Origin of the sequence: Nocardia sp. NPDC051990 (assembly GCF_040680755.1) — a bacterium.
Lineage (GTDB): Bacteria > Actinomycetota > Actinomycetes > Mycobacteriales > Mycobacteriaceae > Nocardia.
In genome coordinates, this window is sequence record NZ_JBFAXH010000017.1 from 43,467 (window position 1) to 68,052 (window position 24,586).

At 65.3% G+C, this 24,586-nt stretch carries 16 protein-coding genes; all 16 read left to right on the plus strand.

Annotated features, from left to right (window positions below; genetic code table 11):
* Positions 1-203 precede the first annotated feature (203 nt).
* The 16 genes from eccA (at position 204) to AB0L63_RS25725 (ending at position 24,561) form a co-directional block, all read left to right on the plus strand.
* Positions 204-2,009 (plus strand): type VII secretion AAA-ATPase EccA, encoded by a 1,806-nt coding sequence (gene eccA, locus AB0L63_RS25650; protein ID WP_364505456.1) that lies wholly within the window; start codon positions 204-206, stop codon positions 2,007-2,009.
* A 5-nt stretch (positions 2,010-2,014) separates the two neighbouring features.
* Complete coding sequence (gene eccB / locus AB0L63_RS25655) at positions 2,015-3,574, plus strand: type VII secretion protein EccB (protein WP_364505458.1); 1,560 nt, start codon at positions 2,015-2,017, stop codon at positions 3,572-3,574.
* 59 nt (positions 3,575-3,633) lie between these two features.
* Positions 3,634-7,581, plus strand: a complete 3,948-nt coding sequence (gene eccCa / locus AB0L63_RS25660; RefSeq protein ID WP_364505460.1) for a type VII secretion protein EccCa — start codon at positions 3,634-3,636, stop codon at positions 7,579-7,581.
* Positions 7,582-7,707: 126 nt separating this feature from the next.
* Entirely contained in the window at positions 7,708-8,037 is a 330-nt protein-coding gene (locus AB0L63_RS25665; RefSeq protein WP_364505462.1) for a hypothetical protein, read from the plus strand.
* Positions 8,038-8,070: 33 nt separating this feature from the next.
* On the plus strand, positions 8,071-9,441 hold the full coding sequence (locus AB0L63_RS25670; RefSeq protein ID WP_364505464.1) for a PPE domain-containing protein: 1,371 nt from the start codon (positions 8,071-8,073) through the stop codon (positions 9,439-9,441).
* A gap of 43 nt (positions 9,442-9,484) precedes the next feature.
* Positions 9,485-9,829 carry a hypothetical protein gene (locus AB0L63_RS25675; protein WP_364505466.1) on the plus strand — a complete coding sequence of 115 codons (345 nt, stop codon included), beginning with the start codon at positions 9,485-9,487 and terminating at the stop codon, positions 9,827-9,829.
* 55 nt (positions 9,830-9,884) lie between these two features.
* A complete protein-coding gene (locus tag AB0L63_RS25680) occupies positions 9,885-10,205 on the plus strand; it encodes a hypothetical protein (RefSeq protein WP_364505468.1) in 321 nt (106 codons plus the stop codon).
* Between the two features lie 80 nt (positions 10,206-10,285).
* Complete coding sequence (locus tag AB0L63_RS25685; protein WP_364505470.1) at positions 10,286-11,116, plus strand: ESX secretion-associated protein EspG; 831 nt, start codon at positions 10,286-10,288, stop codon at positions 11,114-11,116.
* Between the two features lie 34 nt (positions 11,117-11,150).
* On the plus strand, positions 11,151-12,683 hold the full coding sequence (locus AB0L63_RS25690; protein WP_364505472.1) for an AAA family ATPase: 1,533 nt from the start codon (positions 11,151-11,153) through the stop codon (positions 12,681-12,683).
* Complete coding sequence (gene eccD, locus AB0L63_RS25695; RefSeq protein WP_364505475.1) at positions 12,680-14,212, plus strand: type VII secretion integral membrane protein EccD; 1,533 nt, start codon at positions 12,680-12,682, stop codon at positions 14,210-14,212. Before AB0L63_RS25690 ends, eccD begins: the two co-directional genes overlap by 4 nt.
* A complete protein-coding gene (gene mycP, locus AB0L63_RS25700) occupies positions 14,212-15,561 on the plus strand; it encodes a type VII secretion-associated serine protease mycosin (RefSeq protein WP_364505477.1) in 1,350 nt (449 codons plus the stop codon). The genes eccD and mycP overlap by 1 nt, the downstream gene beginning before the upstream one ends.
* Positions 15,558-17,282, plus strand: a complete 1,725-nt coding sequence (eccE, locus tag AB0L63_RS25705; RefSeq protein WP_364505479.1) for a type VII secretion protein EccE — start codon at positions 15,558-15,560, stop codon at positions 17,280-17,282. Before mycP ends, eccE begins: the two co-directional genes overlap by 4 nt.
* Positions 17,283-17,295: 13 nt before the next feature.
* A complete protein-coding gene (locus AB0L63_RS25710) occupies positions 17,296-17,649 on the plus strand; it encodes a helix-turn-helix transcriptional regulator (RefSeq protein ID WP_364505481.1) in 354 nt (117 codons plus the stop codon).
* Between the two features lie 68 nt (positions 17,650-17,717).
* On the plus strand, positions 17,718-18,779 hold the full coding sequence (locus AB0L63_RS25715; protein ID WP_364505483.1) for a discoidin domain-containing protein: 1,062 nt from the start codon (positions 17,718-17,720) through the stop codon (positions 18,777-18,779).
* Between the two features lie 10 nt (positions 18,780-18,789).
* Positions 18,790-19,506: a hypothetical protein gene (locus AB0L63_RS25720; protein ID WP_364505485.1), complete on the plus strand. Its 717-nt coding sequence runs from the start codon at positions 18,790-18,792 to the stop codon at positions 19,504-19,506.
* Positions 19,507-19,662: 156 nt separating this feature from the next.
* Positions 19,663-24,561 (plus strand): NAD-glutamate dehydrogenase, encoded by a 4,899-nt coding sequence (locus tag AB0L63_RS25725; RefSeq protein WP_364505487.1) that lies wholly within the window; start codon positions 19,663-19,665, stop codon positions 24,559-24,561.
* Positions 24,562-24,586 lie beyond the last annotated feature (25 nt).

Below are 24,586 nucleotides of genomic sequence, written 5' to 3' on the forward strand. Positions count from 1 at the left end.
TGCCGGATCACGGCCACCAACCACAACTGGAGGGGCTGGGTCTTCGGGATGAGGGACCGTCGACCCATGTTTCAATATACCGCTAAATAACGGTACATTCAACATCGAGCCGATAAAAAGTGTGTCCATAGACCCGGTCGTCGGGTAACGATGCTGTCTTCCCAGTCTTGGGGATAGTTCGGTGGTCGTGACCATGCGCCGAAATGGTTATCTTCGATCCACGAGGATCGTCGGAAGGGAAGTCCGAGTTGTCTGCGGCCGAGGACGCGTTCTACACAGGTGTGCAAAGTCTGGCGCTCGTCGCCGGGGGCGTGCGAAATGAACATCAGGCCGCGGCTGCCTTTCGCGCCGCCACGGACCTGGATCCGGATATGTGCGATGCCTGGTTGGGCCGCGCCATGGCCGGTGAAGTCACCTCTGAAGTGATTTACGGTGCGTACCGATCGGTGCACAACCTGTACCGGGATCAGCAACGGGCGGGTCTGGTCGATCGTGCGCTGTGGTGTCAGGTCGAGATCGGCGTCTTCGGGCTGCGCGTGGCCATGGCGGATCGGGATCAGATCGCCGTCGCACAGGCATGCTCTTATGCCGATGGCGGCGAATGGCAGGAAGCCGCAGCGATTCTCGCCGAAGTGCCGCCCGACGATGTGGCCGACTTCGTGCGGATGTCGCTGTTCTTCCGCACCAAACAATGGCTCGATGTGCTCGCCGCGCGCAATGCCAAGCCCGCGCTCGAGGATGGGCTGCTGGATATCGCGGCCGAGCTGATGACGGCACAGGCGCTGGCGCATCTGGGCCGGCTCGGCGAGGCCCTGCCGCGCGCGCAGCGCATTGTCGAGGACAGTCAGTCCGGTAATCTGTCCTACATCTGGGCGGACGCGCACTTCCTGCTCGGCATGCTGCTGCGCCACGACGGCGAGCACGATGCCGCCGACAAGATCCTCAAGGGGCTGCAGGGTTCCGCGCTGTGGTCGGACCGCCCCGAATGGCAACGTGCGGTGCGGGACAAGAGCTATCGACTCGAGATCACCAGCGCCGAGGTCATCGCCTCGCGCACCAATCAGTGGGATCCGAAGTCCGGTGACGACCCGACCGAGGTAGCCGCATCCGCCGCGAAGCTCGCACGCGAGTCGCAGCTGGAGGAAGCCTCCGAGCTGCTGCGGGCGCAGATCGGCATGGACTCGGTCAAGGAGCAGGTCGACCGGCTCAAGTCGGGTGTGCTGATGGATCAGGTACGGGCCAAACGCGGCCTGGCCGTGGATTCCCGATCGCAGCATCTGATCTTCTCCGGTCCACCGGGTACCGGCAAGACGACCATCGCCCGCGTTATCGCCAAAATCTTCGCCGGGCTCGGCGTCGTCGAGAACGCCGAGGTCATCGAGGTGTCGCGCAACGATATGGTCGGCACCCACCTCGGCCATACCGCGCCGAAGACGAACGCGCTGATCGATTCCGCGCTCGGTGGTGTGCTGTTCATCGATGAGGCGTACACCCTGATCCAGGAGGGGCTCTCCGGTGGTGACGCCTTCGGCAAGGAAGCCGTCGACACCCTGCTGGCCCGCATGGAGAACGACCGCGACAAATTGGTCGTGATCATCGCGGGTTACGAGGACCAGATCGACCGATTCCTGGCCTCCAACGACGGTCTCGCATCGCGGTTCACCAAGCGCATCCGCTTCTCCAGCTATGACGCCGACGAACTGGTGCGGATCGCCGATCATATTGCGCACAAGAAGGATTCGATTCTGTCCGGCGAGGCCAAAGACGTGCTGCGGGTGCGGTGCGAGCAACTGTCGGGGCAGAGCAAGAACGGTCGGCGGCTGATCGATCTGGCGGGCAACGGTCGTTTCGTCCGCAATGTGGTCGAGTCCGCCGAAGCCGAGCGGGACTACCGTTTCACCAAAGACAACGCGGACGTGCTTTCGATGACCAATGAGGAGTTGATGACCATCGACTCCGCGGACATCACTGCCGCGCTCGCGGGCTTGGCGCCGGCCGCGACGGGCTGATCCGCATGGCACGCTTCCGGGTGGTGACCAAGCACCAGATATCGGGCTGGCGGTTTCTGCTGCGCCGGATCGAGCATGCGCTGGTCCGTCGGGACGCCTCGATGATCGATGATCCGCAGCGCGGTCGCTCCACCGCGCTGTCGATCGGTATCGCATTGGCCTGCATGGTGATCGCCGGTGCGGCTGTGATGGCGTTCTTCAAGCCCGCCAAGAAGGTGGGGGATTCGAAGATCATCGCGGAAAAGGACACCGGCGCGCTGTACGTGCGCGTCGGCGGTCGGTTGCATCCAGCGCTGAATCTGACCTCGGCGCGGCTGATCGCCGGTTCGCCGGACAATCCGGTACCGGTCTCGCGTGACGAGTTGTCCAAGTATCCGCGCGGGCCGTGGGTCGGTATTCCGGGTGCACCCGGCGTGATCGCGGACAACGGCGACCGGGCCTCGTCGTGGACGGTGTGTGATACCGCGAAGGTCGGTGCGGCGGCACCGGTCAATCCGCAGACCGGATTGCCGACCGTCGCTTTGTCGCCGGTGCTGACCACCGCAATCAGCGGTCCGCTGACCGTCGACGGCGATGCGGTCCGCGGGTTGGCCGCTGATGAGGCGCGGCTGCTGCGCGATGACACCACCACCTGGCTGGTGTACTCCGATCCACAGCAGGGCATTGTTCGGGCGTCGATAGATCTGAGTAATTCGGCGGTGATCCTGGCCCTTGGCATCGATCCGACCTCGACCGTGGTCTCGGCGTCCAAGGGTTTCCTCTCCGCCATCCCAGAGGTGCCGCCGCTGCGCGTGCCCGAGGTACCCGGTGCGGGAAATACCGTGACATTCTCCTCGGGTCTGAGCGTGCCGGTCGGTTCGGTGCTCACAGTATCGGCGCCTGATCGTGGCGCATTCTACTATTTGGTATCGGAATCCGGTGTGGTACAGATCAATTCGGTGCTCGCATCGATCATCCGCAATGCCGATTCGCACGGTTCGGTTTCGACGCGGACGGTCGGACCGGATGTCATCGCGGCGAATCTGCGTCCGGGTGCTTGGCCCGGGACGGCCGCCTACCCGACGCGACCGGTACACGTCGTCGACCCGATGCGTTTGGGGGTGACCTGCTATCACTGGTGGCGTGCGGGCACCGATCAGAATGCCTCGACCGAGCTGCTCGTGGGACGGCAGCTGCCGTTGCAGGTGGACGAACAGAATCGAACCGTCGGTCTGGTGACAGCCACCGGTTCCCGCGGCACCACCGCCGATGCCGCGTATCTGCCGCGCAACACTGGGCGCTTCGTCCAGGTGACCGGCGCGGACCCTGGATCGCCGCGGCGGGAGTCGCTGTTCTGGATCTCCGACAGCGGCGTTCGCTACGGCATCAATGCCGTGGTGGAGCCCAACTCCAATCCGGATTCGACCTTGACGTCGCTCGGACTGCGAACCCCGGTGCCCGCACCGTGGTCCATCGTGTCACTGTTCGCGGTCGGCCCCACTCTGTCGAAGAAGGATGCCCGGATCCAGCACGACGGCATCCCGACGAATAAGGCCGTGATCGGCCTCCCGGGTGGTACCTCGTGACAGCTACCCGCCGATTCGTGCGGCCCGCTCGGATGGTGCGTGGACCCAAAGCTCCTGCGGTGACCGAATTGCGGCTGCAGCCGCCGACCGAACTGCCCAAGCCGGTGCCACCGTCACGGCTGAAGATGATCATGCCGGTGGTCATGGTGTGTGCCATGGCCGGGATGATGGTGATGATGTTCCGCGGCGGCGGGCAGATGTCGCCGATGATGCTGATGTTCCCGATCATGATGCTGGTTTCCATGGGCGGGATGATGGGCGGTGCGTTCTCCGGCAGCGGTGCCGGAGGCGCGGCGAGTCTGAACGAGGAACGCAAGGACTATCTGCGCAGCATTACCGATAACCGCAAGACCGTGCATGCCGCGGAGTCCGAACTGCATAACTACCTGCGCTATACCCATCCCGGTCCGGCCGAAATCGCCGCGTTGATCGGTGGCAAGCGCATGTGGGAGGTCCAGGTCGCCAGTCCGCAGTTCCTACGGGTACGGGTCGGGCGAGGTCGGATCGCCAACCAGGTGCGGGTCATCGTGCCCGAGGCCGCGCCGACGTCGGATCTCGATCCGGTCGGCGTGGTCGAGGTGACCCGATTCGCGAAGGCGTATTCGACTGTCGGGGGTATGCCGGTCGCGATCAATCTGCTTTCGGCGCCGCAGATCGGTGTCGACGGCGATCCCGATACGGTGGCCGCGCTGGTGCGGGCGATGATTGCCGAGGTCGTCGTACTACACGGCCCGGATCAGGTCGCGGTCGCGGCGGTACTGTCGAATCCGGACGCACCGGAGTGGTCGTGGCTGAAATGGTTGCCGCACACCCAACATTCGAGTGATACCGACGCGATCGGGTCGAGCCGGATGGTGTATCGCAGCGTTTCGGAGTTGCGTGCCAAGGCGTTGGCCGGACTCAATCGTGGTCCGTTCTCCGCGAATTCCGAACCAACGCTGGATCGCAAGCACTATCTACTGATCGTCGATGACAGCAGTCCGGCCACCGATCGGGATATCTCCGGTATCGACGGCTGCACCTGGCTGCGGCTGGGCCGGGCCGAGCAGACCTTGCCGAGGGCGCTGAAGTTCACGGTGGGGCCCGATCGGGCGCTGCACGAGGTTACCCCGCGCGGGCTGCGCCGGGTCGGAGCCGCCGACGGGATGTCGGTGGCGACGGCGAAAGCATTGGCCCGCAATATCTCCCCGTACCGGCTGTCCACCGTGGTCGAGGCCGTGGTCGCGGACCAGGCCAGCGGTGGCACGTCGTGGGAGGACCTGGTCAACATTATCGATCCGGGGGCCATCCGGGTCGAGCAGCAGTGGCCGCCCCGCCGTGACGCGGACCGATCCCGGCTGAACATTCCTTTCGGTCACGACCCGGCCGGTGGCGTGGTCCATCTCGATATCAAGGAATCGGCCGAGGAGGGTATGGGCCCGCACGGCATGTGCATCGGCGCCACCGGTTCCGGAAAGTCGGAATTTCTTCGCACCCTTGTGCTTTCAGCGGTGGCGACGCATACCCCGGATGCGCTGAACCTGCTGCTGGTCGACTTCAAGGGCGGCGCGACCTTTCTCGGGTTCGACCGGCTGCACCATGTGACGGCCGTGGTCACCAATATGGAGGAAGAGGCAGATCTCGTCACCCGCATGGAAGACGTGATCAACGGCGAAATGGGCCGTCGGCAAAGGGTTTTGCGCGATGCGGGCAACTTCGCCAGCGTCGCCGACTACGAGCGGGCCCGCGAACAGGGTGCGCAGCTCGCGCCGCTGCCGACGCTGTTGATTATCCTCGACGAGTTCGCCGAACTGCTCGAACAGCATCCGAACTTCTCCAAGCTGTTCGTCGCGATCGGCCGGTTGGGTCGCTCGTTGCGCATCCACCTGCTGCTGGCCTCACAGAAGGTGCCCGCCAACCGGATGGGTGAGCTGGAAGCACACTTGTCCTATCGAATCGCGCTGCGCACCAACCAGACCGCTGATTCCCGCGACGCCATCGGTACCGCCGACGCGTATCACCTGCCGAAGAAGCCGGGTGCGGGTTATCTGCGAGTCGGTTCGGGTGATCTGCAGCGATTCCAGGCCGCCTATGTCGGCTCGCCGTATGTCGCGCCCGCGCAGGCGTCGGCATCCAGTGCCCAACGGGCCAGGCGACCCGGCGGTGGCTACCGGCCGCCACAGCAATTCACCACGGGGCACATAATCGATGTGCGGCCCGCGGCGGTCGAGCCCGAACCTGTTGTGCAGCGATCGGAGACGCCGGAGGGTGAGCCGGTGACCGTGATGGAGACGGTGCTGCAACAACTGGGCGGATTCGGCACACCAGCGCACAAGATGTGGCTGCCCCCGCTGACCGTGCCGCCGACTCTGGACAAGTTCATGTCCGCCGTGACTCCGGGTTCGCTGCAATTGCCGTGGGCGATTGTGGATAAGCCGCGCCAGCAGCGTCAGGATATATGGTCGGTCGACTTGTCCGGTTCGGGTGGCCACGTGGCCGTCGTCGGCGGTCCGCAGTCCGGTAAGTCGACCGCACTGCAAACGCTGATCATGTCCGCTGCGTTGACGCATACGCCCGAACAGGTCCAGTTCTACTGCCTCGACTTCTCGGGTGGTCTGTCCGGACTGCGGAATGTGCCGCATGTCGGGTCGGTCGCCTCGGGACGCGATGGCGATCGGGTGCGGCGCACCTTCGCGCTCATCACCAATCTCATCGCGAGTCGACAGGTGCTGTTCGGTGACCTCGGCATCGACACCATGCGCGAATTCCGGCGCAGGCGCTCCTCGCCACGAGAATCGGCGGAACTCACCGCCCGCGGTGACGAACACGGCGATGTCTTCATCGTCGTCGATGGCTGGGATATCGGATTCGCGGTCACCGGACCGTATTTCGACGAATACCTCCCGGTCATGGAGTCGATCGCGGTGCAGGGTCTGAACTACGGCATCCACTTGGTGGTCACCAGTTCGCGCTGGGCGGCGATCCGTCCCGCCATCAAGGATCTGTTGCAGACCCGGGTGGAGATGCGGCTCGGTGATCTCACCGACACGATCTTCCTCGGACAACGCAATGTGGTTGCCGCGATTCCATCCGATCGGCCTGGTCGCTGTATCTCCAACGACGGACTGCACATGCTGACCGCGCTGCCGCGCATGGATGGGGTGGGCGAGGCCGAATCCGCCGGTGCGGGTATGGCTGCCGCGGTCGAGCAGCTGAACCAGAAGTACCAGAGCCGCCGGGCTCCGGAGGTCAAACTGCTGCCCGCCCAGATCACCTTGGCCGAGGTCCGCGCGGGCCGCCCGGAACCGACGAATCTGGCACAGCGCCTCGTGGTGCCCTTCGGCATTCGCGAATCCGATTTGTACCCTGCCACAGTCGATTTCGGTGTTTCGACGCATCTGGTCGTGCTCGGCTCGTCCGGCTCGGGCAAGTCGACGGTGCTGGCCGCGCTGCTGGAGTCGATCCGGCTGCAATTCAACAAGGATCAGGCCAGGGTGCTGTTGGTCGACTACCGCCGCCAGCATATGGACTCCATCCCGGACGACCAGTCGATCGGCTATCTGACCAGTGAGCGCGATCTGCGTGAAGGGTTGCCGCCGTTCGCGGAGAAGATGCGCAGCCGACGCCCTCCGGACGGTGTGACCTCGCAACAGCTCAAGGACCGCTCATGGTGGTCCGGGCCGGAGATCTTCGTGGTGATCGACGATTACCACATGGTCGCCCAGCGAGGTATGCCCAATCCACTGGATCCGCTCAAGGACATCATTGTCGACGGCCGCGACACCGGTCTGCACGTAATCGCGGCCCGCAACATCGCCCAGGCTGATACCGCGCTGTACGACAGTGTGCTCGGACAGATCAAGAATCTGAATTCGTCGGGCTTCATCATGGACGGCTCGAAACTGGACGGAATTCTGATCGGCGATGTGAAGCCGACCAAGCAACCGGTGGGCCGAGGCATCTTTGTCGAGCCGCTGCACTCGCGCCGGGATCTCGTGCAGTCGGCCTGGACGCCACCGGAGGACTAACGCTGGTCGGCAGTGGCGCGGAATGTATTCGAGATCGATTCGACGAATCTTCCCAAGACTGAGAATGCCTTAGCGTTTGTGCTGTACCGCTCACTACGAGTCGGTGCTCACGTTAGGAGAACTCTCATGGCTCTCGAAGTCGACCCGGCGCATCTTCCGGTAGTCAGTTCCCAACTCGACTTGATTGCCGACCAGGCAATCGCTTCGCTCGCCGCGTCGGCGGCTACCTGCGTCGTACACCCGCCGGCGTGGGACATCGTGAGCGCGGTGGTTCTTCCCCTTGCGACCGCCACGTATGGCGTATCGTTCTTCAGTTGCACGGGTGAAGGATTCGTGCATCGCGAAGTTGGGTCGGCGTCGCTGCCGTCAACCGCCCTCGCCTATTCCGGAAGTGACGTCATGAATAGTGGCACCGTCGCGTCCATAATCGCGGCCATCACCGAGGAACCCTGGTAGTCCGAGCCGCAGGAACGAGCGAAGGCTGATGTCATGCCAGGCATATGGGATGCATTTCCTCCGGAGGTAAACGTCGGCAATCTGCTCGGCGGTGACGGGGTAGTGGCCATCACGGCCGCGGCCGATTCCTACCTGGCCGCGGCGCACACATTCGCGGCTGCCGCGGGAAGCACCGCCTCCACGATGGCCGATATGGGTGGGACCTGGACTGGCGAGTCGGGTGATCTGGCGCAGGCGGCATTCAGTCACCATACGAAGTGGTTGCAGCAGCAGTCCCATGTCGCCATGTCAGTGTCGAAGGTATTGCACAAGCTGGCAGCTACATTCACCGGTGCCCATTCCGCGATGGCGGGGGTCGGTACATGGCTGGCCGCGAATCGGATGGAGCACTTCATTCTCGTCGCGACCAACGCGATCACCGGGAGCGAGGGAATTCCACTACTTCTCAACCAACTCGAGTACTTCGTGATCTGGGGCGCTGCTGCCGCAGTGATGGACGGCTACGAGGCCGCGGCGGTGCATACCCTGGGGACGCTGCCGCCGCCCGCACTGTCGAAGCCCATCGTGACGAATCCGGGCCCACTGCCGCCACCGCCGAACTTTCAAGTGCCGGTATACGAACCGAAGGTGGGCACGCCTAACAACAACACGAATACGAACAACAACACGAATACGAACAGCAACACGAATACGAACAGCAACACGAATACGAACAGCAACACAAATACCAACAACAATACGAACACCAACAACAACACCGGGGATACGAATACCGGTAATACCGACACCGGCAATACCCCCACCGACACCGCCCAATCGCCGACTCAGCCCGCGACAATGGATCCGAGTGAGGTTACTTCGCCACTGAGCGATTCGGGATCGTATGGCGGCACGGACGGGTCGGCCGGGCCGCAGGGATTCTATGGAACTTCGCCAAATTCGCCGACATTGGCGGGTTTGAACGGGGGCGCGGGAAGTCTGGTCGCGTTGAATTTGGCCCGGGGCGGACTCGGCTCGATGCCGGGTGCGTCCACCGGATTCCGGATGCCGTCCAATTGGCTGCGTGGTCCGGGCACGGCGTACGGCGCGTCGTCCAATCCGGGGGGCACCGCACCGTCCGGCCGCGCGGCGCCGCGGCGGGGCGCGATCGCACCGAAGGCCCAGCTGCGTCGCCGTCGTCGGGACGAGGAACGCAAACCAGGCAAGGTATTCGTGCCGGGTGAACAGTTGGAAGTGCCGGTATTGGAGAAGCCGCCGGTGATCGGCGTCATCGAATATGCCGATGAACGTCCGGAAGATGTTGTCGTCGAGGGTGATTCGCTTGTGGGTATCCTCGAGCGCTCCGATGACGACGAGCGTTCGGATGACGCGGCGGCGGTAGCCGAGCCAGAGCCTGCCCGGTGAGATACCGCGGCGGAATTTAGATCCACTCCAGAGAGGAACAACAGTGACCACCACTTACACCGGTGATCCGAAGGTATTGAACCAAACCGCGGTCAATGCCATGGCTTGCCAGGGCGAACTCGAAGGCTATCTGCGCAGCTGGATGAGCCTGCGTGACGAATTCGCCAGCGCGGTCCACGGTTCGCAAACCGGTACGCAAATCCAGAACACGATGGACACCGCGCACACCGCCGGTGTGAAACTGGCCCGGACCCTGCAGGAAATCATCGACACGCTGAAAGACACCGGTGTCCACATCGACGCGACCGATCTCGAGAACGCTGCCCGTATGGCGCGGGCAGTCGAACTCGGTACGAACAACACGGTCGACACCGGCTCGTGGCAGTAAAGCCGCGTGTGACGCATTACGAATCGTAATAACCCATAGATAAGGCTGGCAGGCAATGTATAACAACTACGCAGGCGTCGATTCGGCGAGTCTCAACGTGCAGGGCGTTCTGAACGGTATGGACTCGAACGCTATGCACTTGCACTCACTGATCAAGGAACTCGAAGGCGTCTTCTCGGGTTTGGCCGCGGATGTCGCCAAACCGCTGATGGACAAGTTCAAGGCGGCGCTAGGCAACGCCCAAGAAAGAACCGGCTACCAGGGGCAACTCATGCAGGTGAAGGACGCGATCTCCCAGACCACCGGCTCCGAGGGCTTCCTGCGGGAGACCGACCACCAGCAGGGCGCCAGGTTCCTGGCGATCGGTGGCGTCTAGTAATCTCACAGCCCCCGTCCGCTTCGTCGGCCCGGCCACGGCGAAACGAGGCTGCGGGCGACTGGTCAATTGGTGAAGGTGTGGAAACTGATCCGATCGCGATCGATCTGAATGTCGATGCCGCGCTGTTGTTGCGAGACATGGCCGGCATCGATTCCTACCCGCCGATCCTGGCGTTGATGCCGAATATCTTCGACGTCGACGACCTGGAGCGGGTGCGCGCTGTCGTCGCGGAACAGCTCACCGAGGTGGGCATTATCGACGGCGACCGCGTGCACCCGACGGTCGAGCACTGGTTGCAGTGCCTGGACCGCCCGGATGTTGAGCTGATGGCGCTGGTGTTGGCCACCGGACTGGATGGCGAACAAAAGGGCATGCTGCGCATGTCGTTGGTGCGTCGCGGCGATACCCATGTTTTGGCGGTGCGCTGTGACGACGAGATCGTCATCCAGGCGGTGTACCAGCAGGAACAGCAATTGGATTCGGTATGGGCCGCAGTCGGTGCGGCGCTGGGATCCACTCCGGCACTGAGTTTCGCGCCGGTGACCGTGGCACAGGCCGAGCTCGCCGAGATTCCCGGCGACCAGGACGGACGACGGCAGGCACTGCTGGAGTTGGGGGCGCAGCCGCATACCGCGGGTGTGCTGGGCCGGGCACTCGATGAGGTCGTCCGGCGCGCGGAAGTGACGGTGGTACAACACCAGGACGGAGTCGAGCTGAAGCCGAAGTACGGTGTGAGCGTGCTGGACACGCTGTCGGGGCGCATCGTTGTGACACCGAGTGTGGCGATGGACGGGGAAGTTCGATCGACATACACACCCGGTGACGACGCGGCACTGCACGCCGCGATCGTGGGACTCGTCGAGTTGTTGCCGGGCCGAAGTTGGTTCGATACCAGCCGGATTGGTTGAACGTCCCAATGGGTTTTTGGAGAGGACGACAGATATGAGCCGAGCGCCGAGTACCAATGGTCATCCGGCCGAGTCCGTCCGACACAAGGGCGGTTACGACGCCTTTTTCATGGAAGCGGCGCCGGAGAGCGGCCCAGCGACCGGCAGCGTCCCCGCCCGCCCACAATCCGGCTACAGCGAACCGGTGATCGGCGCACGCGATCAGTCGATCGCGCAGACCGCGGCGGGTGCCGCGGGTCCGGTGTCAGCGCAGAGCGTAACCGCGTCGGAAGCCGGTGCGGCGCGCCCCGCCGCATCGCATCCGGCCACACCGAATGTGGCTGCGCCAACCGCGGACTCGGCACGCGAGAGCTATGCGGCGGCTACGTCTTCGGCGCCCGAGATGTGGACGGCCCATGCGGGGGCCGATCCCGCTACCGCTCGGATCACCCACACGGCATCGGCGAACACATCGAGTAGCGACGCCGGGCCCAGCGCCGAAAGAGCCAGCGTCGAAAGACCAGGCGCCGAATCCACCGATACGCCATGGCAACCCGCCCAGGCGACGAACTGGGTGCTCGATCGCGTCGATCGTACGGCGGCGCCGCAAGTCGAGGTGCTGCCCGCGGCATTGACCTCGATGGACCTGTTGGCCGATATCTCGGCGGCCAATCGGGCCAGGCTGCAATCCAGCACTGGTGTGCGCGGCGCGCTGAACAAGGTCGGATTCCGCCTCGGCCTTTCACCCGCCGAGCAGCGCGCCGAGGATCGGCGCGCCCGAGTTCGCCGTCAGCTCAACACGCCCTACCAGATCGCGGTGATCAGTGTGAAGGGCGGCGTCGGCCGCACCACCACCGCCGCGACGCTCGGCTCGACCTTCGCGGCGTTGCGCCCGGACCGGGTCGTCGCCGTCGACGCGAATCCGGACTTCGGCGATCTGCCCACCCGCACCGCTCCGCACCCGTACGGCCTGACCCTGCGTGATCTGGCGCAGGCGTCGAATCTCGAGGCGTTCTCGACAGTGCAGTCGTTCATGTCGATCAACTCGGCCGATCTCGCCACCATCGCCTCGCCGTGGACCATCGAAGCCAGCGAGGCACTTTCGGGCCGCGAATACACCACGGCTGTCGAGGTTTTGCGCCGCCACTTCAATCTTCTGCTCGTCGACTGCGGTACGGGCGTACTGGATTCGGTGACGCTGAGCGTGCTGCAGACCAGCGATGCCGTCGTGGTGGTCACTCCGCCCACCGTCGGCGGGGTGAAAGGTGCGGTGGCCACGTTGAATTGGCTGAGTTCGCATGGTATGCAGCATCTGATCGCCAAATCGGTCGTCTCGATCGTGCATCAGCAACCGTCCAAGCCGGTCGTCGACGTCGCGGCGATCGAGAAGCTGTTCGCCACCGGGCAGCGCCCGACCTGCATTCTGCCCTTCGACAACCATCTGGCCGAGGGCGGCGAGATCGATCTGCGCCTGGTGGACAAAGAAACCCTGCTCGCCTTCGAAGAACTCGCGGCCGGGCTTGCCGATGGATTTCCGAACTATATGGGTGGCGCCGGCGGCGGCCGGGCCACCGGAGGGTGGCGATGAGTACTGCCGTTGCTTCGCCACCGGGCGCGGCGCCCGCGGCATCCGCCGAGGTGGCGCGCGCCCGAATGGCGATCCTGGTGTCCAGCTACCAGGTCGACGTCGTGGTGCCGACCAAATTCACCATCGAGACTTTCATCGATGACCTGCTCGTCGTCCTGGCCAAGGCCATCGACGACGAGACCGTCGATTTCACCCCGCCGACCGGACAGTGGAGCCTGGCTCGGCCGGGCGAAGCGCCGATGCCGCGCTGGCGTAGCCTGGCCGACCACGATGTCGTCGACGGCACCGTGCTGATGTTGGCCCCGGTCGAATCCGCGGAGGTCTTCACGCCGGTCGTGGAGGACATCACCGACGCGCTCGCGCTGATCAACGAGCGCGAATTCGCCGAATTCGACGCGCAGACCGCCGCGGTCGTCGGTCTGAGCACACTGGGTGTCGGTGCGGTCGCCATCGCGGCGCTGTTGTCGGTGTCATGGACCGAATCCGGGTCGATCTGGTGGTACGCGCTGCCCGCGCTGCTGCTCGGCGCGGTGTGCTGGGGCGGCGCGGTGCAGGCGCGACAGCGCAACTTCGCGCCGCGGATCTGTCTCGGGTTGGCATTGTCCTCGATTCCGCTGTTGTTCGCGGGCGGCGCGATGCTGGTGCCGCCGGCCTACGGTGAGCCGGGTCCGTTCGCCGCCGCCAATCTGGCCGCCGGATCGGTTGTCGCGGCCGTCGCGGCCGCGGCGATGATGCGCGTGACGAAGCTCGGAATCGCGACTTTGATGGCGGTCACCGTGCTCGGCGTGACCGTGGCGGCCGCGGCGATTCCGCTGACCTATCTGGATCTGTCGGTGCGCCAGATATCCGGTGGCGCGGCACTTGTCGGACTCGTGCTGCTGACCACCGCACCGCGCCTTGCCGTCGTGGTCGCCCGGATTCGGCCACCGGATCTGCCGGACCCCGGCAACGAGGTCAACCCGGCCACGCTGACCGACATCTTCGATGCCGAATCCGCGCGCGATGACGCCGAACTCGAGTCCGCCGAGGACATCGAACGACAGCGCGAGCAGGCCGGGGCCGGCATCGAGGGCCGGGCCCGACTGGCGGTGACCAGTCTGCGCGGGCTCATCGCCGCCACCGCGGCACTTTTGGCGGGCGCCGCCGTGCTGTCGGCCGCGGTGAGCCCCGGTGGTATCCGGGAAATCGTGCTGGCCGCGGCTGTGGCGGGTCTGTTGGCCCTGCGCGCGCGCTGGTTCCCGGACCGGGTACAGGCCATCGCGCTCGTCATCGCGTCGGCGGTGACCGTGGTCGGCGTCGGCTTCGTGCTGATCACTGCGTACGAAACGGCGCCGGCGCGGCTGGTGGTCGTTCTCGTTGTCGGCATCGCGGCCACCGCGGCATGTGTTGCGGCGGTGAAGTTGCCGGGTCGGCGGCTCTCGCCGGTCACCCGACGGATCATCGACCTGGTGGAGTATGCCCTGATTTTGGTGATCCCGATCATCGCCTGCTGGATCATGGGCATCTATACCGCGATGCGGGCGATCTGATGCGAATCGGCACAACCGCGATCGCGGTGCTTGCCGGATTTGCGCTGATCGCCTCCGCCGCACCGGCATTGGCGGTGGATCCGCCGCAGGTAATCGTGGGCACGCCCGCGGATGATCCGCCCGGCCCCGAGTTGCCGACGAAACAGGACAAGGGCTGCTTGGCAACCGGTGTACTGAAGGACAGCGATCTGGCGCGCACGCCGCCGCCGGAGCTGGCGCTGGATCTACCGAAAGCCCGTGCGCTGAGCCGGGGTGCCGGGGTGACCGTCGCGGTGCTCGACACCGGTGTCACGCCCAATGACCGCCTGCCCGGTCTGGTCGGCGGCGGTGACTATGTCACGACAGGTGGCGACGGTCTGTCCGATTGCGATGCGCATGGCACCCTGATCGCCGGAATCATCGGCGCCGCATCCGATCCCACTGACGGATTCACCGGGGTCGCTCCAGACGCCAAGATCATATCCATTCGCTATCGCTCCGGCGCCTTCAGTGCCGAGCGGCCGAATAATGATGCGGCGCAAAACCTCTCGGTGGATATCCGGACACTGTCGCGGGCGATCGTGCATGCGGCGAATCTGGGTGCCGGCGTGATCACGGTGGCGCTGCCGGTCTGTGTTCCGGTGGGGCTCGCGGTGGATCAGTCGATACTGTCGGTGGCGATCGGCTACGCGGTGCACGTGCGGGGCGCGCTGATCGTCGCGGGTGCCGGCAATGCCAACGCCGGCTGTGATCAGAATCCGGATATCGATCCGACCCGGCCGAGCGACCCGAGGAACTGGCGTGATGTCAAGACCGTGTCCGCACCGGGCTGGTTCGGGGCGGACGTGCTGACGGTAGGTTTCACGACCGCCAGCGGCGCCACCATGTCCGATTCGTTGACGGGGCCGTGGGTTTCGATCGGCGCGCCGGGTACCGCGATCGAATCGCTCGGTCCCGGTGGCAGTGGCCTGATCAATGGTGTCGGTGAACCCGGCAAACTGGTGCCGGTCGGCGGCGCGTCGTTCGCGGCGGCCTATGTCAGCGGGGTTGCGGCCTTGCTGCGCTCCCGGTTCCCCAACGAAACCCCTGCTGAGATCATGGCGCGCCTGACCGCCAGCGCGCACGCACCCGCGCGGGGCATCGATAATCTGATCGGCGCGGGCGTCATCGATCCGCTCACCGCGCTCGGCTATCGCACCGCGCCCAAGCCGCCGATCGGACTGTACCGGTGGTCGGAACTGGTGCTGCCGGATCCACCGCGCGCCAAGGATGGTCGTCCGCCGTTCGCGGCCGCCGTCGTCATCGTCGCCGCGGTGCTGCTCGGGCTCGGTGCCACCTTTGCGAGCTCCGCGATCCGGAGGCGGCGGTGAGCCTTCCGAGTGTTCGGGTGGGCGGTGTCGAACGTGGTCCGTTCGCCGTCGCCGTGATCGGCGGCAGCCTGGTGGTTACCGGGCTGTGGGCGCACACCCCGATCTGGGCCAGCGCGGCGGTGGTCACCGTGCTGCTGGTGACGGTGGCGGTCAAGGTGAACGGGCGCACGACCAGCAGATGGCTGCTCGACTGGGCCGATTACCGATTCGGGCGGGCCGCCAGAGCCGAAGCGCTCGCCGGTCCGGCGGAGGTAACCGATATCGGGGTTGCCGCGGGAGTCTGCGGCATTCGTGCCGAGGGCACCGTGCTCACGGCGATGATCCAGCTCGCCCCCAACCTCGACCTGCCGACGGTCATCGCGGAAAAATCCGTCTACACCGAGGACACCGTCCCCGTCGACACCCTGCTCGATCTGCTCGATCAGTTCGGTCTGGCGGTCGATATCGATATCGTGACCACCGGTCAGCGGGTTCGTCCGACCGGCAACTACAGCATGCTCTACGACCAGCTGATCGGCTCTCATCCGGTCGTCGGCCATCGCCTCACCTGGTTGGTCGTCCGGCTGGATATGGAGCGGAACCTGGATCTGCTGCAGCGGCGTGGACTGGTCGCGATGGTCGCACCGAGAGCGTTGGCCACCGCGGCGCACCGCATCGCGGGCCGATTGCGGGAACGCGGTATCGCCGCGCACGCATTGCCCGCGGCGGCAATGCTGGAGGCCACCAGGGTGTTGCACGCCGGCGTCGAACTCGGCGATCTGCGTGAGACCTGGACCTGTATGGAGTCCTCGGCGCCGGGTCGCTGCGTGACCAGTTTCCTGATCGACTGGACGCGGCTCGACGGCGCGGGCTTGGATGATTGCTGGGCGTGGAACCGCGGCCGGACCACGCTGGTGGTCAGCCTCACCGATGTCATGGCCGGGCCGCGCGCGCTCGCGCGGTATGTCGGCCCGCCGGTCACGACCGAGCCACCGGACTATCTGCGTCGGTTGACCGGCAGGCAGGCCATCGCATTGCTGGCCACGATGCCGACCGGGACGTCGATCCGTGCCGTGCCCGTCGATGAATCGGGCCGTGATATCGCCTCCGATGAGCTACTGCCAGAACTCACGATCGCGATCGGCCCCAATGGCCAGATTCTCGGTTCCATCAGCGGTCAGCCGCGACATACCCTGGCGCTACCGCTGTTCGACCCGGCTCGCTACAACCCGCGTCGGCGCACCATCGATGTGCACGCCGACCTGCCGGTGGCACAGCAGATCGTGTTGCGCGCCATGGTGGTCGGCGCCAATGTCGAGGTCCATTCGGTGCGCCCGCACCGTTGGTGGCAGCTGGTCGCCGCGGTCGGTGATCCGGAGTCGTTGCGCCTGGCTCCGGAGGCCGGTGCCGCGAATGCCGCTGCGGGGCAAGCCAGTTCGGGACCGCCACCGTCCTCGGCGACGATCACGGTGTTCGACAATCTGCCGCCGCAGGTATCGACCGCGCACACCACGGTCACCATCAGCGAGCCCGGTGGGCCACGGCGGCGGTCGGTCGATCTGGCGATCAACCAGGTCAGCGCGACCGCGGTGGATGTCAGTATTCCGATGCGGACCGTGCGTGTCGATTTGATCGAGCCGCGCGGTGAAACCCGCTATTTCGATTCCGCCGCCGAACAACCCGCGATCACCGCGGGTGCCAATGGCACCACGCCAGGGCCGGATGTTCGGGGCATGAGCTGATCGGAGACAGGTAGTGTCTATCAGCGTGGTTGTGGACTCCCAGCCGAATGACGGCGAATTTGCGCAGGAGGATAGTGGGGAGGCACTGACACCGAGGCAGGCCGCGGTAGCGATCTTCTCGAGTCGGCTGTCGGAATTGATCGCGGAATCGGTGGTATCTACCGAGGACGGGTCGACGCGGTCGCTGACGCTCTATTCGCTTGCCCAGCATCTGGAGCAGGCGTACCCGGATGTCCCGGTCTCGCAGTCGGGTCTGTACCGGCTCATTCATGGGGACGCGGTACCCCGGCTCGATCTGATCATCGCCTTGGCGCGGGTATTCGACGTGCCGCCGGAACATTTCGTCACCGAGCAGAAGAAACGCTGATCGCGTTATTCCCTTCAGTGGGAATACGCCTGGCCGTGGTGCGGGCCGGTCTGGATACGATCCCGACCATGGCTGCCGAGGACCCGGGAGATGTATTTCTCCGGCATCGAGGCGCGGTCCTGGATGCGCTGCTCTCGGATCCCTCATTCGGAGAAAACGATCCGGCCACCGGGTCTGTGCTGAGCGGACCCCTGGTCGGCGATCCGGAACTCGGGGAACCGGATTTCGGCGGTGATCCGTTCTCCGGTGCGATGTCGGCCGGTTCGGCCCAGGGTGCTCTGCCCGAAACCGATCCGCCGCCGCGGCGATCCTCCGATGGACCCAAGGCCAGTGAGCGGATCATCGCGCTGCTGAACGGTCAGCAGTCCGATGCCGCACCGACAATGGACTTTTCAGCGGACTACTCCGATGTCTCGGCAAAGCAGCCGCCGCCCGAGGAATCCACGCGGTCCGCGTCCGGGGCGTCGAAGACGCGTGGACCCGATACCGCGGAGCAGATCGCCCAGCTGGCGAAGAAGCTGAAGAATCCCAAGATCGCGTTGGCGGTCTGCGGCGTCTTGGCCGTGCTGCTCATCATCGCGCTGGTTTCCACCGGTGGGAAGGACGATTCGCAGACGCCGGATCGCATCGCGGTTATCACGCCATCGGCGACCGCGGCGGCCCCGACGTCGAAATCGGAACCGGCTCCCTCCGGAACGATCGCCCCGAAATCCGCCACCGCCAACTGCCCGCCGGGCAGTACACCGGGCATGGATGCCTTCGGTGGCCAGCAGGGCAAGGCCTGGTCATGCGTGCGCGCATACAAAGTCGACGGGCAGGTACTGACCATCGATCTCGGCAAGATCTATCAGATAGATTCGATCGGCATCGTCCCCGGCTGGGACAGCATCGGCAGCGACGGTGTGGACCAGTGGACGAAATACCGGACAGCCAGCCGGGTCTCGTACAAATTCAATGACACGAACAAATCGGGCTACACCCAGCAGACCCTGGATCAGCGCACCCTGGTCGTTACCAAGTTCGAGGTTCCCGTGCAGGCGTCCAAGATCGTACTGACAATTCAGGAATCGAAAGGCGATCCGACGATCAATACGACCGCGATTTCCTCCATCGTGATCACCGGGCATTGAGGCCGCTGTCATGTCAGTAGCCGAGTTGGTCTGCCAGTACTGCTCACACCGCAATAGCGGTAATCCGGCGCAATGCGGGCATTGCGGTGCGCCGCTGCCCGCGGTCCATCGACCATCGGGTCCGGCCGGGCATGCGGGGCCGGCGGAGCGCGTCGTGGCGGGAGTCGAGCGGGCCGCTTCGGCCACCGAGAGTGTGGTGGCGGGTGCGGAGCATGCGGTGGGCGGTGTGGAAAAGCTTGTCGCCGGACAGTATCCGCGCTGGCAGTGGGTAGCCTCGATCGCGGGCATCGCGATCATGGTCCTCGTCCTCGGCGTCACGGTCGTTCGTTCGTGTTCGACGTCGCTGGCCTCGATGCCCGATCGGGGGGTCGAGCAGGCATTGCCCGGCCAGTTGCGCGCGGCCGTCTCCTGTCAGCGGGTCGATTCCACGGCTGAGAACTGTGTCATCCCGGCGGCCGACCCGCTGCTCTCGGGCGGGATCACCGGTGGTAAAGATCTGACCCTCTCGGTGGCATTGGATCCGCCCGAGCGCCGGGCCGATGCCGTGCGCAACTGGCGGACAGCGGGCGGAACCGTCTTGGCCGATGGTGTCGTCTTCGTCGCGATCAGTCCGACGGCAACCCTGCGGTACGCGAATACCCTTGTCGGACTTCGGTTCGAGACGGGTGCCTTCATCGGGCGTGCGGCGGCCCAGACCTTCATGGCGCGAGCCGGTCTAACTCCGTGACCGACCGGACTCCGGCCGGTCAGCGTGCTTGACCAGTGCTGATTTCCTGTACAAAGTGTTACGTACTCAACGTGCCGCTATACAACGGCACATCAAAACATGTAATGTATGGGAATTCTACGGTTACGGGCACAGATCTCGGGAAGGCACGAGTCGATGGTGGCAACGACCCAGCAGACGATTTCATTCAAACGGTTCCGCGATGATCCGACCGACTTGGAGGCGGCCTACTTCCGTTGGATCCAGCCGGGCGCCACCGCACCGACGATCACCGATCGGGCCGAACAGATCTTCCGACACCACTTGGAACTGGCGGCCATTCGGTTGCCGGGTGCGGCGATCACCCGGGTCTACCGTCCTGATGACGGCAGCGGACTCGGCGCGGCCATCCAGATCGTCAATGACGATATGCCGCTGCTGGTCGATTCGGTGACCACCGCGCTGCGCCGCCTCGGCGCCGCGGTGACCGAGGTCGTCCATCCGGTCTTCGATATCATGCGGGACCGACGCGGGCGGCTGCGGGCCATCGCCCCCAAGGAGCCCGACACCGTACCGGCGAAGGGCAGTCACACCGTCGCCGAATCGTGGATCCATGTGCAGCTGGCGCCGGGCGTCGGTGCGGCACTGCTGGATCGGATCGATCGCGAACTGCCCGCGTTGTTGCAGGTGCTGCGTAAGGTCGTCGACGATACGCTCGGCATGGCGAACGCGATGGTGGCGCTGGCTGGTCGGCTCGACCATATCGCGCAGCGGTCCGACGATCCGGAAGTGCCCGAATGCGCGAAGTTGTTGCGTTGGTTGGCCGATGGGCACTTCACGGTGCTCGGCTACGGGTACTACCGCAGTGGCCGCAGCGATGCCGGAACCGAACCGCAGCAGGTGCCGGGCACCGGCCTCGGCGTGCTCTGGAACGGCTCGAACGTCGACCTCGATGTCCCGGTGCTCGGCGGCGCCCGACCGGTCCTGCGGCTGGCCAACGGATCGGTGGATTCGCTGATCCCAGGATCGGGTGAGTTGTACTTCGTCAGCGTGGCCGATTACGGCAGTGGCACTACCGGCGTCGGCGCGGTGCAGGGCGAGCACGTCTTCGTCGGCACCTTCACCGTCACCGGCCTGCACGAGAACATCCTGGATATCCCGGTCATCTCCCGCCGCGTGCACCAGGTCATCGAATGGGCCGGCTTCGAACTGAATTCGTTCTCCGGGCAGGCGATGCTGGAGATGATGCAGTCCTTCCCACGGGTGGAGCTGTTCTCCACCGATGCCCGACGGCTGTTCGAAACCGTCTCCGCGGTCATGAATTTGGGGCTGCGCAGGCAGGTTCGGCTGTTCATCCGCCGCGACGGACGCAGCGGTGCGGTCTACTGCCTGGTCTACCTGCCCCGCGATCGGTACTCGACCGAGGTCCGGATGCGCATGGAGGAGATCCTGCGCGCCGAATTCGACGGTGAGCAGGTCGCGTACTCGGCGAGGGCGAGCGAATCCGAGCTGGCCGTAATGTATTTCACGGTGCATCGCGGTCCGGACGCGGAGCCGGCCGATATCTCCGAAACCAATCGCGAGCGCATCCAGGAGCTGCTCTTCGCGACAACCCGGAGTTGGGCGGACCGTTTGGTCGCCGCCGCGACCGGCGTGCCCGCGGTCTCGTCGAAGGTCGCCAACACCTACGCGAGCGCCTTCCCGGTCGGATACCAGCAGGAGTACGAGCCCGAGCGCGCGCTGGTCGATCTGCAGCGGCTGGATCGTCTCGCCGACGGCGCCATCGATACGAATCTGTATCGGAACGCCGAAGCTCCGTCGGGGGAGTGGCGTTTCACGCTCTATGTCGCGGGTGAGGGCGTTTCGCTGAGCCGAGTGCTCCCGGTGCTGCAAAGTCTCGGGGTGGAAGTGGTCGACGAACGGCCGCACCGCATCACGCTGCCGGACGACACTCAGAAGTGGATCTACGATTTCGGGCTGCGTGTCCCGGCGGCACTGCTGCGGACCGCGCTCGATGCCGACCTCGAGGCCGATCTCACCCGTTCGGCCGACGAGTCGCCGGTCGAAGGTGGTGTGCGGCAGCACTTCCCGGACGCTTTCGCGGCCATGTGGAACGGCAGCGCCGAGGTTGACGCGCTGAACGAACTGGTATTGCGCGCCGGACTGCACTGGCGCCAGATCTCGATACTGCGCGCCTACGGAAAATATCTGCAGCAGGCCGGATTCGCCTACACCCTGGGCAATATCGCCCGGGTGCTGCTGGCCCAGCCGACCATGGCCCGGTTGTTCACCGAATTGTTCGACGCCTACTTCGATCCCGAGGGGGTCGGGGCGGTGGCATCGGCGCGGGCCGCTGGCATCGCCGAGCGGTTGCAGGCCGAGATCGATGCGGTCGTGAGCCTCGACGCCGATCGCATCCTGCGCGCGGTACTCGGCCTGATCACCGCGACGTTGCGCACCAACTACTATCGCCGCGACAGCGACGGCAACGGGCCGGAGTACCTGTCGTTCAAGTTCGATCCGCATGCCATCGCCGAATTGCCGAGGCCACGGCCACAATTCGAGATCTTCGTCTATTCGCCGCGGGTCGAGGGTGTGCATCTGCGCTTCGGTCCGGTGGCGCGTGGCGGGTTGCGCTGGTCGGACCGGTTGGAGGATTTCCGCACCGAGGTCCTGGGTCTGGTGAAAGCGCAGGCGGTGAAGAACGCGGTCATCGTGCCGGTGGGCGCCAAGGGCGGTTTCGTGGTGAAGCAGCCGCCGACGGTCACCGGTGATCCGGCCGCGGATCGGCAGGCGCAGCTGACCGAGGGCATCGCCTGCTACCGCACCTTCATCTCCGGTCTGCTGGATGTGACGGATAACGTCGATCACGGCTCCGGCGAGGTGCTGCCACCGGAGCGGGTGGTGCGCCGCGACGGTGACGACACCTACCTGGTGGTCGCCGCCGACAAGGGCACCGCCACCTTCTCCGATATCGCCAATGATGTTGCGCGCCAGTATGGTTTCTGGCTGGGCGATGCCTTCGCCTCGGGTGGTTCGATCGGCTACGACCACAAGGCGATGGGCATTACCGCCCGGGGGGCCTGGGAGAGCGTCAAACGGCATTTCGCCGAGCGGGATATCGACACCCAGACCACCGACTTCACCGTCGCCGGTGTCGGCGATATGAGCGGCGACGTGTTCGGCAACGGCATGCTGTTGTCGGAGCACATCCGCCTGGTGGCGGCCTTTGATCACCGGCACATCTTCCTGGATCCGAATCCCGATGCGGCGACCTCGTTCCAAGAGCGGCAGCGAATGTTCGCACTGCCGCGCTCGTCCTGGGCCGACTACGACAAGTCGCTGATCAGCGCGGGCGGCGGTGTCTACGATCGGTCCGCCAAGGCTGTTCCGGTCAGTCCGCAAGTGCGTGCGGCACTGGACTTGGATCCGAGTGTGACCACCCTGTCCCCGCCGGAGATGATCCGGGCGATTCTGCTCGCACCGGTCGATCTGTTGTGGAACGGCGGTATCGGCACCTACATCAAGGCCTCCACCGAGACCAACGCCGATGCCGGTGACAAGTCCAACGATACGGTGCGTGTCGATGCGAACCAGTTGCGCGCCAAGGTTATCGGCGAGGGCGGCAACCTGGGTGTGACCGCGCTCGGCCGCGTCGAATACAGCGCCAACGGCGGCCGGATGAACACCGACGCCCTGGACAACTCGGCCGGTGTCGACTGCTCCGACCACGAGGTCAATATCAAGGTGCTGCTCGACGCGGTCATCTCCGGCGGCGAACTCGACGCCGCCGACCGCACCGAACTGCTCGCCGCGATGACCGACGAAGTCGCCGAACTCGTACTGCGCGATAATATTTCGCAGAATTTCCGGATGGGACTCTCGCGCGCGCAAGCAGTGCCGATGTCAGGTGTGCACCGCCGTTTGATCGCCGATCTCGAGTTCCGGCGCGGGGTCGATCGGCGGCTCGAGGCGCTGCCCTCGGATGCCGAGCTGACCAGGCGGGCCGCGGCCGGACGCGGGCTGACCTCGCCGGAACTGGCTAATCTGCTTGCGCACGTGAAGCTTTCGCTCAAGGACGACCTGCTGTCGGGAGATCTGCCGGACAATCCGGTCTTCGAGTCGGCGCTGCTGTCGTACTTCCCCGGGCCGCTGCGCGAACGGTTCAGCGACGCGATCAGCAAGCATCCGTTGCGCCGCCAGATCGTGGCCACCATGGTGGTCAACGATGTGGTGGACCATGGTGGCATCACCTACGCGTTCCGCCTGGCAGAGGAAGCGGGGGCGAGCACCGACGATGCGGTGCGTGCCTACACCGTCGCGGTGGAGATCTTCGATCTGCACACGCTGTGGCAGCGCATTCGGACCACGCCGATGCCGTCGGCGGCGCGTGATGAACTCGAGCGGGAGACCAGGCGCACCCTCGATCGGGTGTCCCGCTGGTTGCTGAGCAGTCGCCCGCAACCGATTGCCATCGGCGCCGATATCGCCCGCTACCGAGACGGCGTGCACAAGCTCGCGGCGCACATGCAGCCGGCCCGGCTCCCCGCGGCCCACGCCGAGGATCTGGCCACGCATGCGCGGTCCGCCGTCGAGCGGGGTGCGCCGGCGGAATTGGCGCAGGAGGTGTTCCGCCTGATCCACATGTTCCCGCTGTTGGACATTGTCGACGTGGCCGATATCGCCGAGCGGGATGTGCAGGAGGTCGCCGAGCTCTACTACGCGCTCGACGATCACTTCCAGATCGAACGGCTGCTGACCGCGGTGAGCAACCTCGCGCGCGACGACCGGTGGCGCACACTGGCCCGGCTCGCGGTCCGCGACGATCTCTACGATTCGCTGCGCTCGCTCACCCTGGACGTGCTGACCGGATCCGAACCGGATGAGAGCACCGCGGACAAGATCGCCGAATGGGAGTCGGTCAACCGCCCCCGCCTGGCACGTGCCGGCGCCTCACTCGGCGAGATCTTCGCCGCGGGCACCCACGACCTCGCGACCCTCTCGGTGGCCGCCCGCCAGGTGCGCAGCATGGTCAGCAGCGGGGAATCCGCCGCGGCAGCGCCTGTTTCGAGCTAGCCATCCGCACGCCCGTGGTCTCGGC